We start from the raw sequence: 19,151 nt of genomic DNA on the forward strand, positions 1-19,151 counted from the left end.
AGTACAAGACTTCTTGCATTATAATTGAATAAAACGAAAATGATTTCCACGATACAGAAAAGGAATGCGCTATGGTTGCACCCGTTCCCGCCAAACGCGGCAGAAAACCCGCCGCGACGACCGCCCCCGCTGCCGGACAGGTTCAGTCGCTGACCCGTGGCCTGAAACTGCTGGAATGGATCGCGGAATCCAACGGCAGCGTGGCATTGACCGAGCTGGCACAGCAGGCTGGCCTGCCGAACTCCACGACTCATCGCTTACTGACCACTATGCAGCAGCAGGGCTTTGTGCGTCAGGTGGGTGACCTTGGACACTGGGCGATAGGCGCGCATGCGTTTATCGTCGGCAGCAGCTTTTTACAGAGCCGCAATTTGCTGGCGATCGTCCACCCTATTCTGCGCAAACTGATGGAAGATTCCGGCGAAACGGTGAATCTGGCGGTGCTGGATCAAAGTGATCATCAGGCAATTATCATTGACCAGGTACAGTGTACCCAACTGATGCGTATGTCCGCGCCGATTGGCGGTAAACTGCCGATGCACGCCTCTGGCGCAGGCAAAGCGTTTTTAGCACAACTGAGCGAAGAACAGGTGACCCAGTTGCTGCACCGCAAAGGGCTGCATGCATACACCCACGCGACGCTGGTCTCCCCGGTTCATCTGAAGGACGACCTCGCCCAGACCCGCAAGCGCGGTTATTCCTTTGATGATGAGGAACATGCGCTCGGTCTGCGTTGTGTCGCGTCGTGCATTTATGACGAACACCGCGAGCCGTTCGCGGCAATCTCTATCTCTGGCCCGATTTCGCGCATCACGGACGACCGCGTGACCGAGTTTGGCGCGATGGTGATCAAGGCGGCGAAAGAGGTGACGCTGGCATACGGCGGGATTCGTTAAACAAAATCCCCCTCAGGAACATTTTCGGCAAGCCTGATAAGCGTCGTGCCATCAGGCAGGTCGGCGCACATTGCCGGATGGCGGCGCAAGCGCCCGGTCGGTTTCATAACGCACGCTGAATCGCTGGCGACGGCGATATGCGTAAACATCTTCAACATGCCCTTCCCGAATGCGCGTCTGTAATGCGCGCCAGTAATCGGCACGAAACAGATCGGCGTGCATCTCCTCAAACAGCGGTCCGATGCGTGGGTCGGCGCATAACCAGTGGCGAAACTCCTCAGGAAACACATCGCCAGGGGATACGCTATACCAGGGCTCGGCACTCATCTCATCTTCCGGGTAGCGCGGCGGCGGGATGTCCCGGAAATTCACTTCCGTCATGTAGCAGATTTCATCGTAATCGTAGAACACCACGCGACCATGACGGGTGACGCCAAAGTTTTTGAACAGCATGTCGCCGGGGAAAATATTGGCGGCGGCAAGCTGGCGAATCGCGTTGCCGTACTCCTCAATCGCATCCCGCAGTTGCTGACCTTCGACCTGCTCAAGCCAGATATTGAGCGGCACCATCCGCCGCTCAATATAGAGATGACGGATGACAATCTGCTCACCAAGATCGGTTATCTTTTCCGGCACTTCCTCAAGTAACAGCGCCATCAATGCCGGATCGATCTGACGTTTATCCAGCACGAAATTTTCGAACTCCTGGGTATCTGCCATGCGTCCCACGCGATCGTGCTCTTTCACCAGTTGATAGCAGGCGCGAACGTGGGCGGCAGACATCTCTTTTTGCGGCGCGAACTTATCTTTAATAATTTTAAAAACCCGGTCGAACCCTGGCAGCGTAAAGACCAGCATCACCATGCCACGTATGCCCGGCGCTTCAATGAACTGCTCATCGCAGCTGCGCAGATACAACAAATACTCGCGATAGCTCTCGGTCTTCGCATGTTTCTGACAGCCAATCGCCATGTATAACTCAGCGGTGGTTTTTCCTGGCAGGATCTCGCGCAACCATTCCACCAGCGCGGCGGGCAGCGGCGCGTACACCATAAAATAGGAACGAGCGAAACCGAACACGATACTGGCTTCTGCCGTGGTGGTCAGGCAGGTATCCACAAACAGTTCACCTTCATCGGTGCGATGAATCGGCAGCAAAAAGGGCAACGTGGCGGATGGCGTGATGAGTTTGCCGACCAGCCATGCGGCTTTATTGCGATAAAACAGCTCGTTAGCCACCTGTAGATGGCACTGCTGCAACGTCTCCTCACCAAAGGTTTCACGCAGATGTGCAATGATATAGCGAATATCGCGCCCTTTGTTCTGCCAGGGCAGGCGCAACGGCAGATCGCTGAGAATGCGGGTGAGCAGCGGTTCCCAACCGCTATCCGGGAAGAAATCTTTTGCCAGCGGACGCGGGATCGTCCGGAAACGACGTTCCGGCTGGGAGCTAAAAATAAAGAGCCGCTCGGGAGTGAGCGAGCGGTGGTCAAATAACCGACAATATACGGAGTTAAAAAAGCTCTCCGCAATCTCGAAGCGCGGGTAATCCGGCAGGAGCCCCGTGTAATGCTCTTTTACACGCAGCAAAAATGCGGCGTCGGTACTTTTGCCGCCAGTGATGCAGCGCAGTTGTTCCACCACCAGACCCACGTGGTGATCGTAGAGGTGAATACGGCTTTTCATCGCCTGCTGCACGGCATGCCAGTCAGCCTGTTCAAAGCGCTGTTGCGCGCCGGAGGTCACTTCCAGAAATCGACCATACTGGGCGTCGAAACCTTGCAAAATCGTCTGAGCAATCAGTAACTCCAGGCCACGCGTCATCGCTTCTCCTCATCCGGCACAACGTCATGCCGGATAGCGCGTCTGCTTATCCGGCCTACATCCCTTCGTAGGCCCGGTAAGCGCAGCGCCACCGGGCATTAATCAAAACTGTGATTCTTCGGTCGAGCCGGTCAGCGCGGTCACCGAGGAAGTGCCGCCCTGAATGATGGTGGTGACTTTATCAAAGTAGCCTGTCCCTACTTCCTGCTGATGGGACACGAAGGTGTAACCGTCTTTAGCCGCCGCAAATTCCGGCTGCTGAACCTTCTCAACATAGTGGCGCATGCCTTCACCCTGCGCGTAGGAGTGCGCAAGGTCGAACATGTTGAACCACATGCTGTGAATACCTGCCAGGGTAATGAACTGGTATTTGTAACCCATATCGGACAACTGCTGCTGGAAGCTGGCGATAGTCTTATCGTCCAGATTCTTCTGCCAGTTGAACGACGGCGAACAGTTATAGGCCAGCAGTTTGCCTGGGAATTTCGCATGAATCGCATCGGCAAAACGCTTCGCCAGTTCCAGATCCGGCGTCGAGGTTTCACACCACACCAGATCGGCATACGGGGCGTAGGCCAGGCCACGGCTGATCGCCTGCTCAATGCCGGCACGCGTACGGAAGAATCCTTCACTGGTGCGCTCGCCGGTAATAAATTCGCTGTCGTACGGGTCACAGTCGGAGGTGATCAGATCCGCCGCATCCGCATCGGTACGCGCAATCACCAGCGTCGGGACGCCCATAACGTCTGCCGCCAGACGCGCAGCCACCAGTTTCTGAATCGCTTCCTGAGTTGGCACCAGCACTTTGCCGCCCATATGACCACATTTCTTCACCGAGGCCAGTTGATCTTCGAAGTGAACAGCCGCTGCACCGGCCTCAATCATCGACTTCATCAGCTCAAACGCATTCAGTACGCCGCCAAACCCGGCTTCCGCATCGGCGACGATTGGCAGGAAGTAATCCACATAGCGCGGATCGTTGGGCTCAATACCGCTGGACCACTGGATCTGATCCGCACGGCGAAAGGTGTTGTTGATCCGATCCACCACTGCCGGAACAGAGTTTGCCGGGTAGAGCGATTGATCCGGGTACATACTGGACGCCAGGTTGGCATCCGCTGCGACCTGCCACCCCGACAGATACACCGCTTCGATACCCGCTTTCGCCTGCTGTAACGCCTGACCACCGGTCAGCGCACCAAGGCTGTTGATGTAACCTTTTTTCGATTCGCCGTGCAGCAGACGCCACATTTTGGCTGCGCCCAGCTGCGCCAGCGTGCATTCCGGGTTAACCGAGCCGCGTAATTTCACCACTTCCTCCGCGCTGTACGGGCGACGGATGCCTTCCCAGCGCGGTTGTGTCCATTCTTTCTGTAACGCTTCGATCTGTTGGGTACGGGTTTTCATGTGCAGATGCTCCATATTATTCTCCTGGCTTCCCAGGCGTTATTGGTGAAGGCAGTTTGGTCACGGGAAGCCGCGCAAAAACCGGAGCGTACTTATCGTACGTGAGGATTTTGAGCACGGCCCGGGGCCAAAATGGCGAACAAAATAGCCTGGGCATTTACGCCAGCAGGCGGTAGCCTGGCAATGTCAGGAAATCGATTAATTCGTCAGAAGTGGTGATTTGCTCCATCAGGCGCGCGGCATCATCAAATCGGCCGCTGCTGTAACGGTGTTCACCCAGTTCGTCCTGGATGACCCGCATCTCTTCAGCCAACATCTGGCGGAACAGCGCCTTAGTGACCGGTTTGCCGTTGCTCAGGGTTTTCTCGTGATGGATCCACTGCCAGATTGACGTACGGGAGATCTCCGCTGTCGCCGCATCTTCCATCAGGCCATAAATCGGCACGCAGCCGTTGCCGGAGATCCACGCTTCGATGTACTGCACCGCAACGCGAATATTGGCGCGCATCCCCTCTTCCGTACGCTCGCCTTCACATGGCGCCAGCAATTGTTCTGCGGTAATCGGCGCGTCTTCATCACGGGTCACAAACAGCTGGTTTTTGTTCTCGCCGAGCACCTCGTTGAAGACTGCCATCGCGGTATCCGCCAGTCCCGGATGCGCAATCCACGTGCCGTCGTGGCCGTTATTGGCTTCCAGCGCTTTATCCGCTTTCACCTTGCTGAGTACCTGATTATTGCGTTCAGCGTCTTTGCTCGGGATGAATGCCGCCATACCGCCCATCGCGAAGGCACCACGTTTGTGACAGGTTTTAATCAGCAGACGCGAATAGGCGCTAAGGAAAGGCTTATCCATCGTCACCACCTGGCGGTCCGGCAGAACGCGATCCGGATGATTCTTCAGCGTTTTGATATAGCTGAAGATGTAATCCCAACGACCACAGTTCAGCCCGACAATATGGTCACGCAGCGCGTGCAGGATCTCGTCCATCTGGAACACGGCCGGCAGGGTTTCAATCAGCAACGTGGCTTTAATCGTACCGCGCGACAGATTGAAACGATCTTCGGTATAGCTGAAGACTTCACTCCACCAGGCCGCTTCCTGCCAGGCCTGCGTTTTCGGCAGGTAGAAATAGGGACCGCTGCCTTTGGCCAGCAACGCTTTGTAGTTATGGAAGAAATAGAGGGCAAAATCGAACAGGCTGCCGGGGATCGCTTCACCGCGCCAGGTCACATGTTTTTCCGGCAGGTGCAGACCACGCACACGGCAAATCAGTAATGCCGGATTGGGCTTCAACTGATAGATTTTGCCAGCTTCATTGGTGTAGCTGATGGTGCCGTTTACCGCGTCACGCAGGTTGATATGCCCGTCGATCACTTTGCTCCATTCCGGTGCCAGCGAATCTTCGAAATCGGCCATAAAAACCTTCACATTCGCGTTCAACGCATTGATGACCATCTTGCGTTCAACCGGTCCGGTGATTTCGACCCGACGATCCTGTAAATCCTCCGGAATGCCGCGAATCTTCCAGCCTCCGTTTCTAATGGAAACAGTTTCCGAAATAAAATCAGGCAATATACCGTTGTCGATATCCCGCTGCTGCTGAATACGAGCCGCGAGCAGCTTATTGCGCTTCGTCGTAAAGCGCGCCACCAGTTCAGTGAGAAATTCGACCGCTTCATCGGTCAGGATCTGCTTCTCTGGCTCACCATGGGGCCTGGTAAAGATCAATTCATCGGTAGTCGTTGCCTGTTGATTCATTCTGTAACTCCTCGTCATTGATAACAAAGCATTCCCAATGCGAACGAAGGATCGTTGTGCGCTTTTCGTTCAGCACAACTAAGACTACTCATTTAAATTTCAAAATCAAAAACAATTTCCATTTTTAATTTAATTATCAATTAACCTGTTGATAACAATAAAAATAAAGTTTAATCACAAGTTGAAGTGCATTTCGGAAATAAAAAAGGCACCCGAAGGTGCCTGATTCACTATGCTGAAACGCTTTAGGATCGTCAGCGACAGACGATTAATCCAGCGTTGGATTCATGTGACGCAGATCATATGGTGTGATCTGGTAGACGTAATAGTTGAGCCAGTTGATGAACAGCAAATTACCGTGGCTTCGCCAGGTAGCGCGAGGTTTGTTTTGGGGATCGTTTTGCGGGAAATAATTGTAGGGAACGTCGGGGTTTAATCCGGCTTCTACATCGCGGAAATATTCGCTACCTAATGTGTTGGCATCATATTCCGGATGGCCCGTGACAAACGCAATGCGTTTATCTTTGCTGGCAAAAAGATAGGCATCACCATTCTCAGTCTCGGCGAGGATCTCAAGATCGGTGTAGTCACGGATCAACACTGACGGGAAATCAGCATAGCGTGAATGCGGGGCCAGGAACGAATCATCAAAACCCCGCGTCAGCAGTGCATGAGGGTGAAGAATATGATGCTCATAAACGCCAGAAAGCTTATCAGTGCGGGTCTGTTTCGGAATACCGTAGAGGATATTAAGCGCTGCCTGGACCGCCCAACAGACAAACAGCGTTGAGGTGACATGATCTTTCGCCCACTCCAGCACTTGTTTGATCTGTGGCCAGTAGGCAACATCATTGAACTCCACCAGACCCAGCGGCGCGCCGGTGACGATCAAGCCATCGAAGTTCTGATCGCAGATATCCTCAAAGTTACAGTAGAAGTTGTTCAGATGCTCTGCTGGCGTATTACGCGACTCACGTGCATCAATGCGCAGTAACTGTACATCCACCTGCAACGGAGAGTTCGACAGCAGCCGCAAAAACTGATTTTCCGTTTCGATTTTCTTCGGCATCAGGTTGAGGATGAGTACCTTTAGCGGACGAATTTCCTGACCTGAAGCACGGGAAGTCGTCATAACAAAGACGTTTTCCTCACGTAAGAAATTGACGGCGGGTAGCTCGTCCTGCACACGAATCGGCATAACCTGATAACCTCACTACATACGTTTAAACGTTTAGACATCCAGATAGCTGAAGATACTCAGAAATCACGCCAATGTCGAGCCTGCATGTTAAAGGTGAGAAAGTTTCACGACGACGGATACGTTAGAATATAAGCATAACGAAAAGGAGAGAATATGGTTATTAACATACGCCGATCGCGGCATGATGAAGGGAACAAACTGATTGCAATCTGGTACCGTTCGGTCGACGCCACGCATGATTTTCTGTCTAAAGAGTACCGCATCAAGCTGGAGGAACTAGTCCGCTCGTTTTTACCCGAAGCCCCTTTATGGGTTGCCGCTAATGAGCAGGATGAGCCCGTCGCGTTTATGTTGCTCACTGGAGAGCATATGGATGCGCTGTTTGTTGATCCCGATATTCGGGGCTGTGGCGTGGGTAAACTGTTGATTGAGCATGCGCTTTCGCTAGCGCCCGCGTTGACCACTAACGTGAACGAGCAGAATGAACAAGCTGTTGGATTCTATAAGAAGATGGGATTCAGGGTGACGGGGCGCGCAGAGGTCGACGATCTTGGGCAGCCATATCCGTTATTGCATTTGCGTTATCACAAAGCCTCGTCCTGACAGCAGGCCGGATAAGGCAAAGCCGCCATCCGGCAGTGGTGCGGTCTGCCTGAGGCGCTGCGCCTGTCAGGCCTACAGGCCAGATAAGGCAAAGCCACACTCCAAATTTGCAGGCAGAAACGCAAAGAGCCCATCCGTCAGGATGGGCTCTTCACTTGTTTGATGCCTGGCAGTTCCCTACTCTCGCATGGGGAGACCCCACACTACCATCGGCGCTACGGCGTTTCACTTCTGAGTTCGGCATGGGGTCAGGTGGGACCACCGCGCTACAGCCGCCAGGCAAATTCTGTTTATTAACCCGCCTTTCGCCGGTTAATCTAATCTGTAATCAGGCTGAAAATCTTCTCTCAATCCGCCAAAACAGCTTCGGCGTTGTAAGGTTAAGCCTCACGGTTCATTAGTACCGGTTAGCTCAACGCATCGCTGCGCTTACACACCCGGCCTATCAACGTCGTCGTCTTCAACGTTCCTTCAGGACCCTTAAAGGGTCAGGGAGAACTCATCTCGGGGCAAGTTTCGTGCTTAGATGCTTTCAGCACTTATCTCTTCCGCATTTAGCTACCGGGCAGTGCCATTGGCATGACAACCCGAACACCAGTGATGCGTCCACTCCGGTCCTCTCGTACTAGGAGCAGCCCCCCTCAATTCTCCAGCGCCCACGGCAGATAGGGACCGAACTGTCTCACGACGTTCTAAACCCAGCTCGCGTACCACTTTAAATGGCGAACAGCCATACCCTTGGGACCTACTTCAGCCCCAGGATGTGATGAGCCGACATCGAGGTGCCAAACACCGCCGTCGATATGAACTCTTGGGCGGTATCAGCCTGTTATCCCCGGAGTACCTTTTATCCGTTGAGCGATGGCCCTTCCATTCAGAACCACCGGATCACTAAGACCTGCTTTCGCACCTGCTCGCGCCGTCACGCTCGCAGTCAAGCTAGCTTATGCCTTTGCACTAACCTCCTGATGTCCGACCAGGATTAGCTAACCTTCGTGCTCCTCCGTTACTCTTTAGGAGGAGACCGCCCCAGTCAAACTACCCACCAGACACTGTCCGCAACCCGGATTACGGGCCCACGTTAGAACACCAGCCATTAAAGGGTGGTATTTCAAGGACGGCTCCACACGAACTGGCGTCCGCGCTTCAAAGCCTCCCACCTATCCTACACATCAAGGACCAGTGTTCAGTGTCAAGCTATAGTAAAGGTTCACGGGGTCTTTCCGTCTTGCCGCGGGTACACTGCATCTTCACAGCGAGTTCAATTTCACTGAGTCTCGGGTGGAGACAGCCTGGCCATCATTACGCCATTCGTGCAGGTCGGAACTTACCCGACAAGGAATTTCGCTACCTTAGGACCGTTATAGTTACGGCCGCCGTTTACCGGGGCTTCGATCAAGAGCTTCTCCTTACGGATAACCCCATCAATTAACCTTCCGGCACCGGGCAGGCGTCACACCGTATACGTCCACTTTCGTGTTTGCACAGTGCTGTGTTTTTAATAAACAGTTGCAGCCAGCTGGTATCTTCGACTGATTTCAGCTCCACGAGTAAATCGCTTCACCTACATATCAGCGTGCCTTCTCCCGAAGTTACGGCACCATTTTGCCTAGTTCCTTCACCCGAGTTCTCTCAAGCGCCTTGGTATTCTCTACCTGACCACCTGTGTCGGTTTGGGGTACGATCTGATGTTACCTGATGCTTAGAGGCTTTTCCTGGAAGCAGGGCATTTGTCACTTCAGCACCGTAGTGCCTCGTCATCACGCCTCAGTGTTAAAGTGAACCGGATTTACCTGGAACACACACCTACACGCTTAAACCGGGACAACCGTCGCCCGGCCAACATAGCCTTCTCCGTCCCCCCTTCGCAGTAACACCTGGTACAGGAATATTAACCTGTTTCCCATCGACTACGCCTTTCGGCCTCGCCTTAGGGGTCGACTCACCCTGCCCCGATTAACGTTGGACAGGAACCCTTGGTCTTCCGGCGAGCGGGCTTTTCACCCGCTTTATCGTTACTTATGTCAGCATTCGCACTTCTGATACCTCCAGCATGCCTCACAGCACACCTTCACAGGCTTACAGAACGCTCCCCTACCCAACAACACTTAGTGTCGCTGCCGCAGCTTCGGTGCATGGTTTAGCCCCGTTACATCTTCCGCGCAGGCCGACTCGACCAGTGAGCTATTACGCTTTCTTTAAATGATGGCTGCTTCTAAGCCAACATCCTGGCTGTCTGAGCCTTCCCACATCGTTTCCCACTTAACCATGACTTTGGGACCTTAGCTGGCGGTCTGGGTTGTTTCCCTCTTCACGACGGACGTTAGCACCCGCCGTGTGTCTCCCGTGATAACATTCTCCGGTATTCGCAGTTTGCATCGGGTTGGTAAGCCGGGATGGCCCCCTAGCCGAAACAGTGCTCTACCCCCGGAGATGAATTCACGAGGCGCTACCTAAATAGCTTTCGGGGAGAACCAGCTATCTCCCGGTTTGATTGGCCTTTCACCCCCAGCCACAAGTCATCCGCTAATTTTTCAACATTAGTCGGTTCGGTCCTCCAGTTAGTGTTACCCAACCTTCAACCTGCCCATGGCTAGATCACCGGGTTTCGGGTCTATACCCTGCAACTTAACGCCCAGTTAAGACTCGGTTTCCCTTCGGCTCCCCTATTCGGTTAACCTTGCTACAGAATATAAGTCGCTGACCCATTATACAAAAGGTACGCAGTCACCCCATTAAAGAGGCTCCCACTGCTTGTACGTACACGGTTTCAGGTTCTTTTTCACTCCCCTCGCCGGGGTTCTTTTCGCCTTTCCCTCACGGTACTGGTTCACTATCGGTCAGTCAGGAGTATTTAGCCTTGGAGGATGGTCCCCCCATATTCAGACAGGATACCACGTGTCCCGCCCTACTCATCGAGCTCACAACACATGCAATTTTGTGTACGGGGCTGTCACCCTGTATCGCCGGCCTTTCCAGACCGTTCCACTACCACACATGCTGATTCAGGCTCTGGGCTGCTCCCCGTTCGCTCGCCGCTACTGGGGGAATCTCGGTTGATTTCTTTTCCTCGGGGTACTTAGATGTTTCAGTTCCCCCGGTTCGCCTCGTTAACCTATGGATTCAGTTAACGATAGTGCAACGAATTGCACTGGGTTTCCCCATTCGGACATCGCCGGTTATAACGGTTCATATCACCTTACCGACGCTTTTCGCAGATTAGCACGTCCTTCATCGCCTCTGACTGCCAGGGCATCCACCGTGTACGCTTAGTCGCTTAACCTCACAACCCGAAGATGTTTCTTTCGATTCATCATCGTGTTGCGAAAATTTGAGAGACTCGAACACACCATTCACAGTGTGTCGTTTCAATTTTCAGCTTGATCCAGATTTTTAAAGAGCAAATATCTCAAACATGACTCGCTGAGTCAGTTTTGAGATACAAAGGCCGGCGACTTTCACTCACACAAACCAGCAAGTGGCGTCCCCTAGGGGATTCGAACCCCTGTTACCGCCGTGAAAGGGCGGTGTCCTGGGCCTCTAGACGAAGGGGACACTGAAGTCTGCTTCGGCAAGACGCCTTGCTTTTTACTTTTCATCAGACAATCTGTGTGGGCACTACAAAGGCAGGTTCTTTAAGGTAAGGAGGTGATCCAACCGCAGGTTCCCCTACGGTTACCTTGTTACGACTTCACCCCAGTCATGAATCACAAAGTGGTAAGCGCCCTCCCGAAGGTTAAGCTACCTACTTCTTTTGCAACCCACTCCCATGGTGTGACGGGCGGTGTGTACAAGGCCCGGGAACGTATTCACCGTGGCATTCTGATCCACGATTACTAGCGATTCCGACTTCATGGAGTCGAGTTGCAGACTCCAATCCGGACTACGACATACTTTATGAGGTCCGCTTGCTCTCGCGAGGTCGCTTCTCTTTGTATATGCCATTGTAGCACGTGTGTAGCCCTGGTCGTAAGGGCCATGATGACTTGACGTCATCCCCACCTTCCTCCAGTTTATCACTGGCAGTCTCCTTTGAGTTCCCGGCCGGACCGCTGGCAACAAAGGATAAGGGTTGCGCTCGTTGCGGGACTTAACCCAACATTTCACAACACGAGCTGACGACAGCCATGCAGCACCTGTCTCACAGTTCCCGAAGGCACCAAGGCATCTCTGCCAAGTTCTGTGGATGTCAAGACCAGGTAAGGTTCTTCGCGTTGCATCGAATTAAACCACATGCTCCACCGCTTGTGCGGGCCCCCGTCAATTCATTTGAGTTTTAACCTTGCGGCCGTACTCCCCAGGCGGTCTATTTAACGCGTTAGCTCCGGAAGCCACGCCTCAAGGGCACAACCTCCAAATAGACATCGTTTACGGCGTGGACTACCAGGGTATCTAATCCTGTTTGCTCCCCACGCTTTCGCACCTGAGCGTCAGTCTTCGTCCAGGGGGCCGCCTTCGCCACCGGTATTCCTCCAGATCTCTACGCATTTCACCGCTACACCTGGAATTCTACCCCCCTCTACGAGACTCAAGCCTGCCAGTTTCGAATGCAGTTCCCAGGTTGAGCCCGGGGATTTCACATCCGACTTGACAGACCGCCTGCGTGCGCTTTACGCCCAGTAATTCCGATTAACGCTTGCACCCTCCGTATTACCGCGGCTGCTGGCACGGAGTTAGCCGGTGCTTCTTCTGCGGGTAACGTCAATGGCTAAGGTTATTAACCTTAACCCCTTCCTCCCCGCTGAAAGTACTTTACAACCCGAAGGCCTTCTTCATACACGCGGCATGGCTGCATCAGGCTTGCGCCCATTGTGCAATATTCCCCACTGCTGCCTCCCGTAGGAGTCTGGACCGTGTCTCAGTTCCAGTGTGGCTGGTCATCCTCTCAGACCAGCTAGGGATCGTCGCCTTGGTGAGCCGTTACCTCACCAACTAGCTAATCCCATCTGGGCACATCCGATGGCAAGAGGCCCGAAGGTCCCCCTCTTTGGTCTTGCGACATTATGCGGTATTAGCTACCGTTTCCAGTAGTTATCCCCCTCCATCGGGCAGTTTCCCAGACATTACTCACCCGTCCGCCACTCGTCAGCGAAGCAGCAAGCTGCTTCCTGTTACCGTTCGACTTGCATGTGTTAGGCCTGCCGCCAGCGTTCAATCTGAGCCATGATCAAACTCTTCAATTTAAGTTTGATGCTCTTAGAATTAAACGTCGTAATGAATTACGTGTTCACTCTTTGAGACTTGGTATTCATTTTTCGTCTTGCGACGTTAAGAATCCATGTCACTCTGAGTGCCCACACAGATTGTCTGATAAATTGTTAAAGAGCAGTTGCGACGCGCTTTAGCGTTCTGTCGCGAGGTGGCGTATATTACGCTTTCCTCTTTCAGAGTCAACCCTGATTTTCAGGATTTTTCTCTTCAACCGAACCGGCTGTTTGTGTGAAGTGATTCACATCCGCCGTGTCGATGGAGGCGCATTATAGGGAGTTCCCGAGCATCCGCAATAGAAAAGTTGCAGAAAAATGACTGACTGCTGCATTCCCCAGCAAAACCCCGCCTTATACCCTTTTACACACAGACTTATCCACAATCGTCGGGATCTTTGAGCGGATCTTCCCTGCCGTTAACGATCTATATAGAGAGAAAATCAGAACCAGAATCGAAAAAGAAAAATTCGCGAGCGTTGCGCAAACGTTTTCGTTACAATGCCCCCGCAAAACAAGGATGCCCCGTAAGGGGCGTTAGCTAAGTTTTTCACGAAAAATTCAGCTAACGCTCTCTGTTATCGTCAAATCCAGGGGATTTACCATGCAACAACGTCGTCCAGTCCGCCGCGCTCTGCTCAGTGTTTCTGACAAAGCTGGTATCGTCGAATTCGCCCAGGCACTTTCCGCACGTGGTGTGGATCTGCTGTCGACAGGGGGCACTGCCCGTCTGTTAGCAGAGAAAGGTCTGCCGGTGACCGAAGTTTCCGATTACACCGGTTTCCCGGAAATGATGGATGGACGCGTCAAAACCCTGCATCCTAAAGTACACGGCGGCATTCTCGGTCGTCGCGGTCAGGATGACGGGATTATGGAACAGCACGGCATCGCCCCCATCGACATGGTGGTTGTTAACCTTTATCCGTTCGCCCAGACCGTTGCCCGCGAAGGCTGCTCACTGGAAGATGCTGTAGAGAACATCGACATCGGCGGGCCGACAATGGTGCGCTCTGCCGCAAAGAACCATAAAGATGTCGCAATCGTTGTAAAGAGCAGCGACTACGACGCCATTATTAAAGAGATGGATGCCAACGACGGCTCTTTGACCCTCGATACCCGTTTCGACCTCGCGATTAAAGCCTTCGAACACACCGCCGCTTACGACAGTATGATTGCCAACTATTTTGGCAGCATGGTTCCGGCCTATCACGGCGAAAGCAAAGACGCCGCGGGTCGCTTCCCGCGGACGCTGAATCTGAACTTCATTAAGAAGCAGGATATGCGCTACGGTGAAAACAGCCACCAGCAGGCTGCCTTCTATATAGAAGAGAACGTACAAGAAGCCTCCGTTGCAACCGCTCAGCAGGTTCAGGGCAAAGCACTCTCCTATAACAACATCGCCGATACCGACGCCGCGCTGGAATGTGTGAAAGAGTTCAGCGAGCCAGCCTGCGTTATCGTCAAGCACGCGAACCCATGCGGCGTTGCCGTAAGCACCTCTATTCTGGATGCCTACGATCGCGCCTACAAAACCGACCCAACATCTGCCTTCGGCGGCATCATCGCCTTTAACCGCGAACTGGATGCTGAAACGGCGCAGGCCATCATCTCCCGTCAGTTTGTCGAAGTGATCATCGCTCCATCTGCGACCGATGAGGCGCTGAAAATCACCGCTGCCAAGCAAAACGTGCGCGTTCTGACCTGCGGTCAGTGGGCTGAGCGCGTGCCGGGCCTGGATTTCAAACGTGTTAACGGCGGTCTGCTGGTACAGGATCGCGATCTGGGTATGGTCACTGCCGGTGAGCTGCGCGTGGTGACGAAGCGCCAGCCGACCGAACAGGAACTGCGCGACGCGCTGTTCTGCTGGAAAGTCGCGAAGTTCGTTAAATCCAACGCCATTGTTTACGCCAAAGAGAACATGACTATCGGTATTGGCGCAGGCCAGATGAGCCGCGTCTACTCCGCTAAAATTGCCGGGATCAAAGCCGCGGATGAAGGTCTGGAAGTGAAAGGTTCCGCGATGGCGTCCGACGCCTTCTTCCCGTTCCGCGATGGTATTGATGCTGCTGCCGCTGTTGGCGTGAGCTGCGTGATCCAGCCAGGCGGTTCCATCCGTGATGATGAAGTCATTGCCGCTGCTGACGAACACGGCATTGCGATGATCTTCACCGACATGCGCCACTTCCGCCATTAATGGAGCGAGACATGAAAGTATTAGTTATCGGAAACGGCGGGCGCGAGCACGCTCTGGCGTGGAAAGCCGCTCAGTCACCAACAGTGGCAACCGTATTTGTTGCACCGGGTAACGCCGGCACTGCGCTGGAACCGACGCTGCAAAACGTCGCGATCGGCGCAACCGATATTCCGGCACTGCTGAACTTTGCCCAGAGTGAAAAGATTGACCTGACGATCGTCGGCCCGGAAGCGCCGCTGGTGAAAGGCGTGGTCGATACCTTCCGTGCGGCGGGCCTGAAAATCTTCGGTCCAACCGCTGGCGCGGCACAACTGGAAGGTTCCAAAGCGTTCACCAAAGATTTCCTTGCACGTCACCAGATCCCGACGGCCGAATATCAGAACTTTACGGAGATCGAACCTGCTCTCGCTTATCTGCGTGAGAAAGGCGCGCCGATCGTCATTAAGGCTGACGGTCTGGCTGCCGGTAAGGGTGTGATTGTCGCAATGACGCAGGAAGAAGCCGAAGCCGCCGTACATGATATGCTGGCTGGCAACGCGTTTGGCGACGCGGGTCATCGCATCGTGATTGAAGAGTTCCTCGACGGCGAAGAAGCCAGCTTTATCGTGATGGTCGACGGCGAGCACGTCTTGCCGATGGCGACCAGTCAGGATCATAAGCGCGTAGGCGATGGTGATACCGGCCTGAACACCGGCGGGATGGGTGCCTATTCTCCGGCGCCGGTGGTGACGGATGACGTCCATCAGCGCACGATGGAACGCATCATCTGGCCAACCGTCAAAGGCATGGCGGCAGAAGGTAATACCTATACCGGTTTCCTGTATGCCGGTCTGATGATCGACAAACAGGGCAATCCGAAGGTGATCGAATTTAACTGCCGCTTTGGCGATCCGGAAACCCAGCCCATCATGCTGCGTATGAAATCCGATCTGGTTGAGCTTTGCCTTGCTGCCTGCGAAGGCAAACTGGACGAGCAAAAATCAGAGTGGGATGATCGCGCCTCGCTTGGCGTGGTGATGGCAGCGGGCGGTTATCCTGGCGATTATCGCACTGGCGACGTGATCCACGGTTTGCCATTGGAAGAAGTGGCAGATGGCAAAGTGTTCCACGCCGGCACCCGACTGGACGATAACGAGCAGGTTGTCACCAGCGGTGGTCGCGTGCTGTGCGTCACTGCGCTGGGGGATACGGTGGCAGAGGCGCAAAAACGCGCCTATGCCTTAATGACCGATATCCACTGGGACGACTGTTTCTGCCGTAAAGACATCGGCTGGCGCGCCATTGAGCGTGAACAGAACTAACGCGACAGTTTCGCCAGCAGCGTCTTTCGCGTAATCCCTAGCTGACGGGCGGCTTCCGTTTTGTTGCCGCCCGTTTTTTCCAGCGCCGCCAGAATCACCTCTTTTTCGACTTCCACCAGCGGCTGAATGGCCTGCTCCGTCATGAGCGGCAGGGGCTGACTCGCGATCGCCAGCGGCAGCTCGCGCTCAGAAATATACTCTCCGGTCAGCAGGACCACTGAACGCTCAATTGCATTTTCCAGCTCACGGATATTCCCCGGCCAGTCGTAGTGAATCAGCAGATCCATCGCCCGTGGGGTAAACCCTTTCACCGCCTTACGGTTACGTTCAGCAAACCGCTGGCGAAAGTGGTCAGCCAACAGGGGGATATCTTCCCGCCGCTGACGCAGCGACGGCGTTTCAATGGTCACTACGTTCAGGCGATAGTAGAGATCCTGACGAAAACGTCCGGCTTGCACCTCTTGTGCCAGATCGCGATGAGTCGCGGCAATCAGGCGGACATCGACCGAGATCGTCTGGTTGCTGCCCACACGCTGAACTTCGCGTTCCTGAATCGCCCGCAGTAACCGCACCTGCATCATCGGCGAGATATCACCAATCTCATCAAGAAACAGCGTGCCGCCATCGGCTTCGACAAAACGCCCTTCCCGGCGCTTGTCGGCACCGGTAAATGCGCCTTTTTCATGACCGAACAGCTCAGATTCCAGTAGCGACTCGTTGAGCGCCGCGCAGTTCAACGTTACCAGCGGTTTGTCGCTCCGCTCACTGCAGGCATGCAGCGCGCGCGCCACCAGCTCTTTCCCGGTGCCAGAATCTCCATGAATCAATACCGTTGCATCGGAAGGCGCAACCATCGCAATTTCACTCAGCAGTTGCTGCATCGCCGGGCTTTCGCCGACCATCCCAAACTGCGAGGCGGAAACTGACGGCAGCTCGCTGGCGGATGCTCGCGTATGCGCCAGCGCGTTTTCCAGCGTCGTTTGCAGATTGTCAAAATCCAACGGTTTGATTAAGTAATCCTGCGCGCCGGTTTTTAGCGCCTCTACCGCCGTCTCCACGCTGGAAAACGCCGTCATGATCAGCACCGGAATTGCCGGGTTCAGCGTCTTGATCTCTTTCAGCGTTTCGATGCCGTCCAGCTCCGCCATGCGTACATCGCACAACACGAGGTCAAAGACGTGTTCACGCACCTGCTCGAGTGCGGCTCGCCCGCTGTAGGCCAGCGCGACGTCATAGCCCCATCCTCGCAGTAATGCCTGTAAAATAGTGCAGTGGCTGACGTCGTCATCCACCACCAGAATATCGATCTTTGCGCGAATCATCCTTGTGAATCCTTACGTGTTAACGTCACCGGGAGCCAGAGGGTGAACGTTGCGCCTTTACCTGGCAGGCTATCCGCCTGGATCGTCCCGCCATGCTGTTCAATGATGTTCTGTACCACCGCCAGCCCCAGTCCCGTACCGTCCGCTTTCGTCGTGAAATAAGGGGTGAAAATGGCGGCCAGCTGTTCCGCCGCAATCCCTTTCCCGCTGTCTGCAACGGTGATTTTAACGCGATCGGCTCCGCTTGTGCTTGCCTCAACGCGGATGGTCCCCTGCCGATCGATGGCATGAATCGCGTTCAGATAAAGATTCAGCAACACCTGCGTCAGCCGGTCCGGGTCAGCCTGAACGGGCGGCAGCGCAGGGTCAGACACAAATTGCAGCTCAATCGCCCGACTCTGCGCGTCCTGGCTGACCAGTTGCAGAGAGTGGTCAATTACCGCATTGAGATCCACCGACTGCAAGGACAAGTGCGCGGGCTTCACCAGTTCCAGCAGTTCACTGACCACCCGGTTTAAACGATCGGCCTCTTTCGCCATCACCTGCGCCAGTTCATGCGCTTCACCGCCCGCTGGCGCGCGTTCAGCAAAGTACTTTGCCAGTCCTTTGATGGAAGAGAGCGGATTTCGAATCTCATGCGCGACGCCTGCGGCCAGATGCCCGATCGCCACCAGCTTCTCTTTACGGTTCATCTCATCCTGCAATAGCTGGCGAGAACGCAGGTATCGCCGGTACCAGAAAAACGTCAGGAGAGTCGCCAACAGCACGGTGGTCAGCGCGAAAAGCATAATCAGCGTATTACGCCACTCACGCGCCTGCGTCATGGCCAACTCACTGGCATCAAAGGCGATAAAAATGAACTGATGAGCAGAACCCGGCATTGCGCCATTGCCACGCGACATCCCGTGCATCCCGTGTCGTCCAGGGAAAAACAGCGGCTGGAACTGACGATAGATCTCCAGCGCCGGAACGGTCTGCCCCTGCGCATCCGTCGCGTCAAGCGCACGCCAGCGCGCCTCTTCTCCTGGGTGTAATGTGTGCATCTCTGCTGGCGAGTAGAGCGTTTTCCCGACCAGGGCAGGATCGCTGTGCATGACAACGTTGCCCTGCGCATCGGTCACGGCAAACCACAGCACGCCTGGCTGCCCCGCCATCTCTTCGAGCAGCGTTTGCTGCTGAGCATGATGCATCCGCATGCCCATCCCGACGCGCGTCCCCGACTCCAGTGCACGGATTAGCACACTGCCTTTTTCCAGCAGCGTCTGCCGCGCTGCGTCACTTTCACGCCCGTAATCGCGGATCACCATCACGGCAAATAGCCCAACCAGAATCAGGATGATGGCGGGTAGCACCCCGCTCAACCATCGGGCTACCGTATCCTTATGTTCTCGCATCATTCTCATCAGCTCTGAGTGACTCAATCCCTTCTTTTCAGCAGAA

General features: G+C 54.4%; 10 protein-coding genes, 1 tRNA gene and 3 rRNA genes. 4 read left to right on the top strand and 10 right to left on the bottom strand.

What is annotated here, in order from left to right; translation table 11 throughout:
- Nucleotides 1–71: 71 nt before the first annotated feature.
- Nucleotides 72–896 (top strand): glyoxylate bypass operon transcriptional repressor IclR, encoded by an 825-nt coding sequence (iclR, locus tag KI228_RS20535; RefSeq protein WP_042320966.1) that lies wholly within the window; start codon nucleotides 72–74, stop codon nucleotides 894–896.
- Nucleotides 897–947: 51 nt separating this feature from the next.
- On the opposite strand, the gene aceK is transcribed toward iclR, so the two are convergent.
- The 4 genes from aceK to metA all read right to left on the bottom strand — a co-directional run bounded on the left by aceK (nucleotide 948) and on the right by metA (nucleotide 7,084).
- Nucleotides 948–2,720 carry a bifunctional isocitrate dehydrogenase kinase/phosphatase gene (aceK, locus tag KI228_RS20540; RefSeq protein WP_042998993.1) on the bottom strand — a complete coding sequence of 591 codons (1,773 nt, stop codon included), beginning with the start codon at nucleotides 2,718–2,720 and terminating at the stop codon, nucleotides 948–950.
- A 102-nt stretch (nucleotides 2,721–2,822) separates the two neighbouring features.
- The gene (gene aceA / locus KI228_RS20545; protein WP_044268583.1) at nucleotides 2,823–4,127 is read right to left on the bottom strand and encodes an isocitrate lyase; all 1,305 of its coding nucleotides are present in this window, start codon (nucleotides 4,125–4,127) and stop codon (nucleotides 2,823–2,825) included.
- Nucleotides 4,128–4,284: 157 nt separating this feature from the next.
- The gene (gene aceB / locus KI228_RS20550; protein WP_141227669.1) at nucleotides 4,285–5,886 is read right to left on the bottom strand and encodes a malate synthase A; all 1,602 of its coding nucleotides are present in this window, start codon (nucleotides 5,884–5,886) and stop codon (nucleotides 4,285–4,287) included.
- 268 nt (nucleotides 5,887–6,154) lie between these two features.
- Complete coding sequence (metA, locus tag KI228_RS20555) at nucleotides 6,155–7,084, bottom strand: homoserine O-acetyltransferase MetA (protein ID WP_042998991.1); 930 nt, start codon at nucleotides 7,082–7,084, stop codon at nucleotides 6,155–6,157.
- 156 nt (nucleotides 7,085–7,240) lie between these two features.
- Here metA and KI228_RS20560 point away from each other — a divergent pair, with 156 nt between their 5' ends.
- Nucleotides 7,241–7,690, top strand: coding sequence for an acetyltransferase (locus KI228_RS20560; protein WP_061069513.1), 450 nt, complete (start codon nucleotides 7,241–7,243; stop codon nucleotides 7,688–7,690).
- 164 nt (nucleotides 7,691–7,854) lie between these two features.
- Here KI228_RS20560 and rrf read toward each other — a convergent pair.
- The 4 genes from rrf to KI228_RS20580 form a co-directional block, all read right to left on the bottom strand.
- A 5S ribosomal RNA gene (rrf, locus tag KI228_RS20565) occupies nucleotides 7,855–7,970 on the bottom strand.
- A gap of 96 nt (nucleotides 7,971–8,066) precedes the next feature.
- Nucleotides 8,067–10,973, bottom strand: a 23S ribosomal RNA gene (locus KI228_RS20570).
- Between the two features lie 196 nt (nucleotides 10,974–11,169).
- A tRNA-Glu gene (locus tag KI228_RS20575) sits at nucleotides 11,170–11,245 on the bottom strand.
- A gap of 86 nt (nucleotides 11,246–11,331) precedes the next feature.
- Nucleotides 11,332–12,873, bottom strand: a 16S ribosomal RNA gene (locus KI228_RS20580).
- The 16S, 23S and 5S rRNA genes sit together here with 1 tRNA gene alongside, the layout of an rRNA operon.
- Nucleotides 12,874–13,498: 625 nt before the next feature.
- Between KI228_RS20580 and purH the strand changes: the two genes are divergently transcribed.
- Nucleotides 13,499–15,088: a bifunctional phosphoribosylaminoimidazolecarboxamide formyltransferase/IMP cyclohydrolase gene (purH, locus tag KI228_RS20585; RefSeq protein WP_044256817.1), complete on the top strand. Its 1,590-nt coding sequence runs from the start codon at nucleotides 13,499–13,501 to the stop codon at nucleotides 15,086–15,088.
- A gap of 11 nt (nucleotides 15,089–15,099) precedes the next feature.
- Nucleotides 15,100–16,389 (top strand): phosphoribosylamine--glycine ligase, encoded by a 1,290-nt coding sequence (purD, locus tag KI228_RS20590; RefSeq protein ID WP_061069512.1) that lies wholly within the window; start codon nucleotides 15,100–15,102, stop codon nucleotides 16,387–16,389.
- Here the strand turns inward: purD and zraR are convergent.
- Both zraR and zraS read right to left on the bottom strand, forming a co-directional pair.
- The gene (gene zraR / locus KI228_RS20595; protein WP_061069511.1) at nucleotides 16,386–17,711 is read right to left on the bottom strand and encodes a sigma-54-dependent response regulator transcription factor ZraR; all 1,326 of its coding nucleotides are present in this window, start codon (nucleotides 17,709–17,711) and stop codon (nucleotides 16,386–16,388) included. The genes purD and zraR overlap by 4 nt on opposite strands.
- Nucleotides 17,708–19,114 carry a two-component system sensor histidine kinase ZraS gene (zraS, locus tag KI228_RS20600; RefSeq protein WP_061070650.1) on the bottom strand — a complete coding sequence of 469 codons (1,407 nt, stop codon included), beginning with the start codon at nucleotides 19,112–19,114 and terminating at the stop codon, nucleotides 17,708–17,710. Before zraS ends, zraR begins: the two co-directional genes overlap by 4 nt.
- Nucleotides 19,115–19,151 lie beyond the last annotated feature (37 nt).

This window comes from Citrobacter amalonaticus (assembly GCF_018323885.1).
GTDB lineage: Bacteria > Pseudomonadota > Gammaproteobacteria > Enterobacterales > Enterobacteriaceae > Citrobacter_A > Citrobacter_A amalonaticus.

Excerpts from the sequence above, each read along its gene's own strand:
- purD (WP_061069512.1), top strand. The coding sequence starts at position 15,100 with ATGAAAGTATTAGTTATCGGAAACGGCGGGCGCGAGCACGCTCTGGCG.
- metA (WP_042998991.1), bottom strand. The coding sequence starts at position 7,084 with ATGCCGATTCGTGTGCAGGACGAGCTACCCGCCGTCAATTTCTTACGT.
- KI228_RS20560 (WP_061069513.1), top strand. The coding sequence starts at position 7,241 with ATGGTTATTAACATACGCCGATCGCGGCATGATGAAGGGAACAAACTG.
- iclR (WP_042320966.1), top strand. The coding sequence starts at position 72 with ATGGTTGCACCCGTTCCCGCCAAACGCGGCAGAAAACCCGCCGCGACG.
- zraS (WP_061070650.1), bottom strand. The coding sequence starts at position 19,114 with ATGAGAATGATGCGAGAACATAAGGATACGGTAGCCCGATGGTTGAGC.
- aceA (WP_044268583.1), bottom strand. The coding sequence starts at position 4,127 with ATGAAAACCCGTACCCAACAGATCGAAGCGTTACAGAAAGAATGGACA.
- zraR (WP_061069511.1), bottom strand. The coding sequence starts at position 17,711 with ATGATTCGCGCAAAGATCGATATTCTGGTGGTGGATGACGACGTCAGC.
- aceK (WP_042998993.1), bottom strand. The coding sequence starts at position 2,720 with ATGACGCGTGGCCTGGAGTTACTGATTGCTCAGACGATTTTGCAAGGT.
- purH (WP_044256817.1), top strand. The coding sequence starts at position 13,499 with ATGCAACAACGTCGTCCAGTCCGCCGCGCTCTGCTCAGTGTTTCTGAC.
- aceB (WP_141227669.1), bottom strand. The coding sequence starts at position 5,886 with ATGAATCAACAGGCAACGACTACCGATGAATTGATCTTTACCAGGCCC.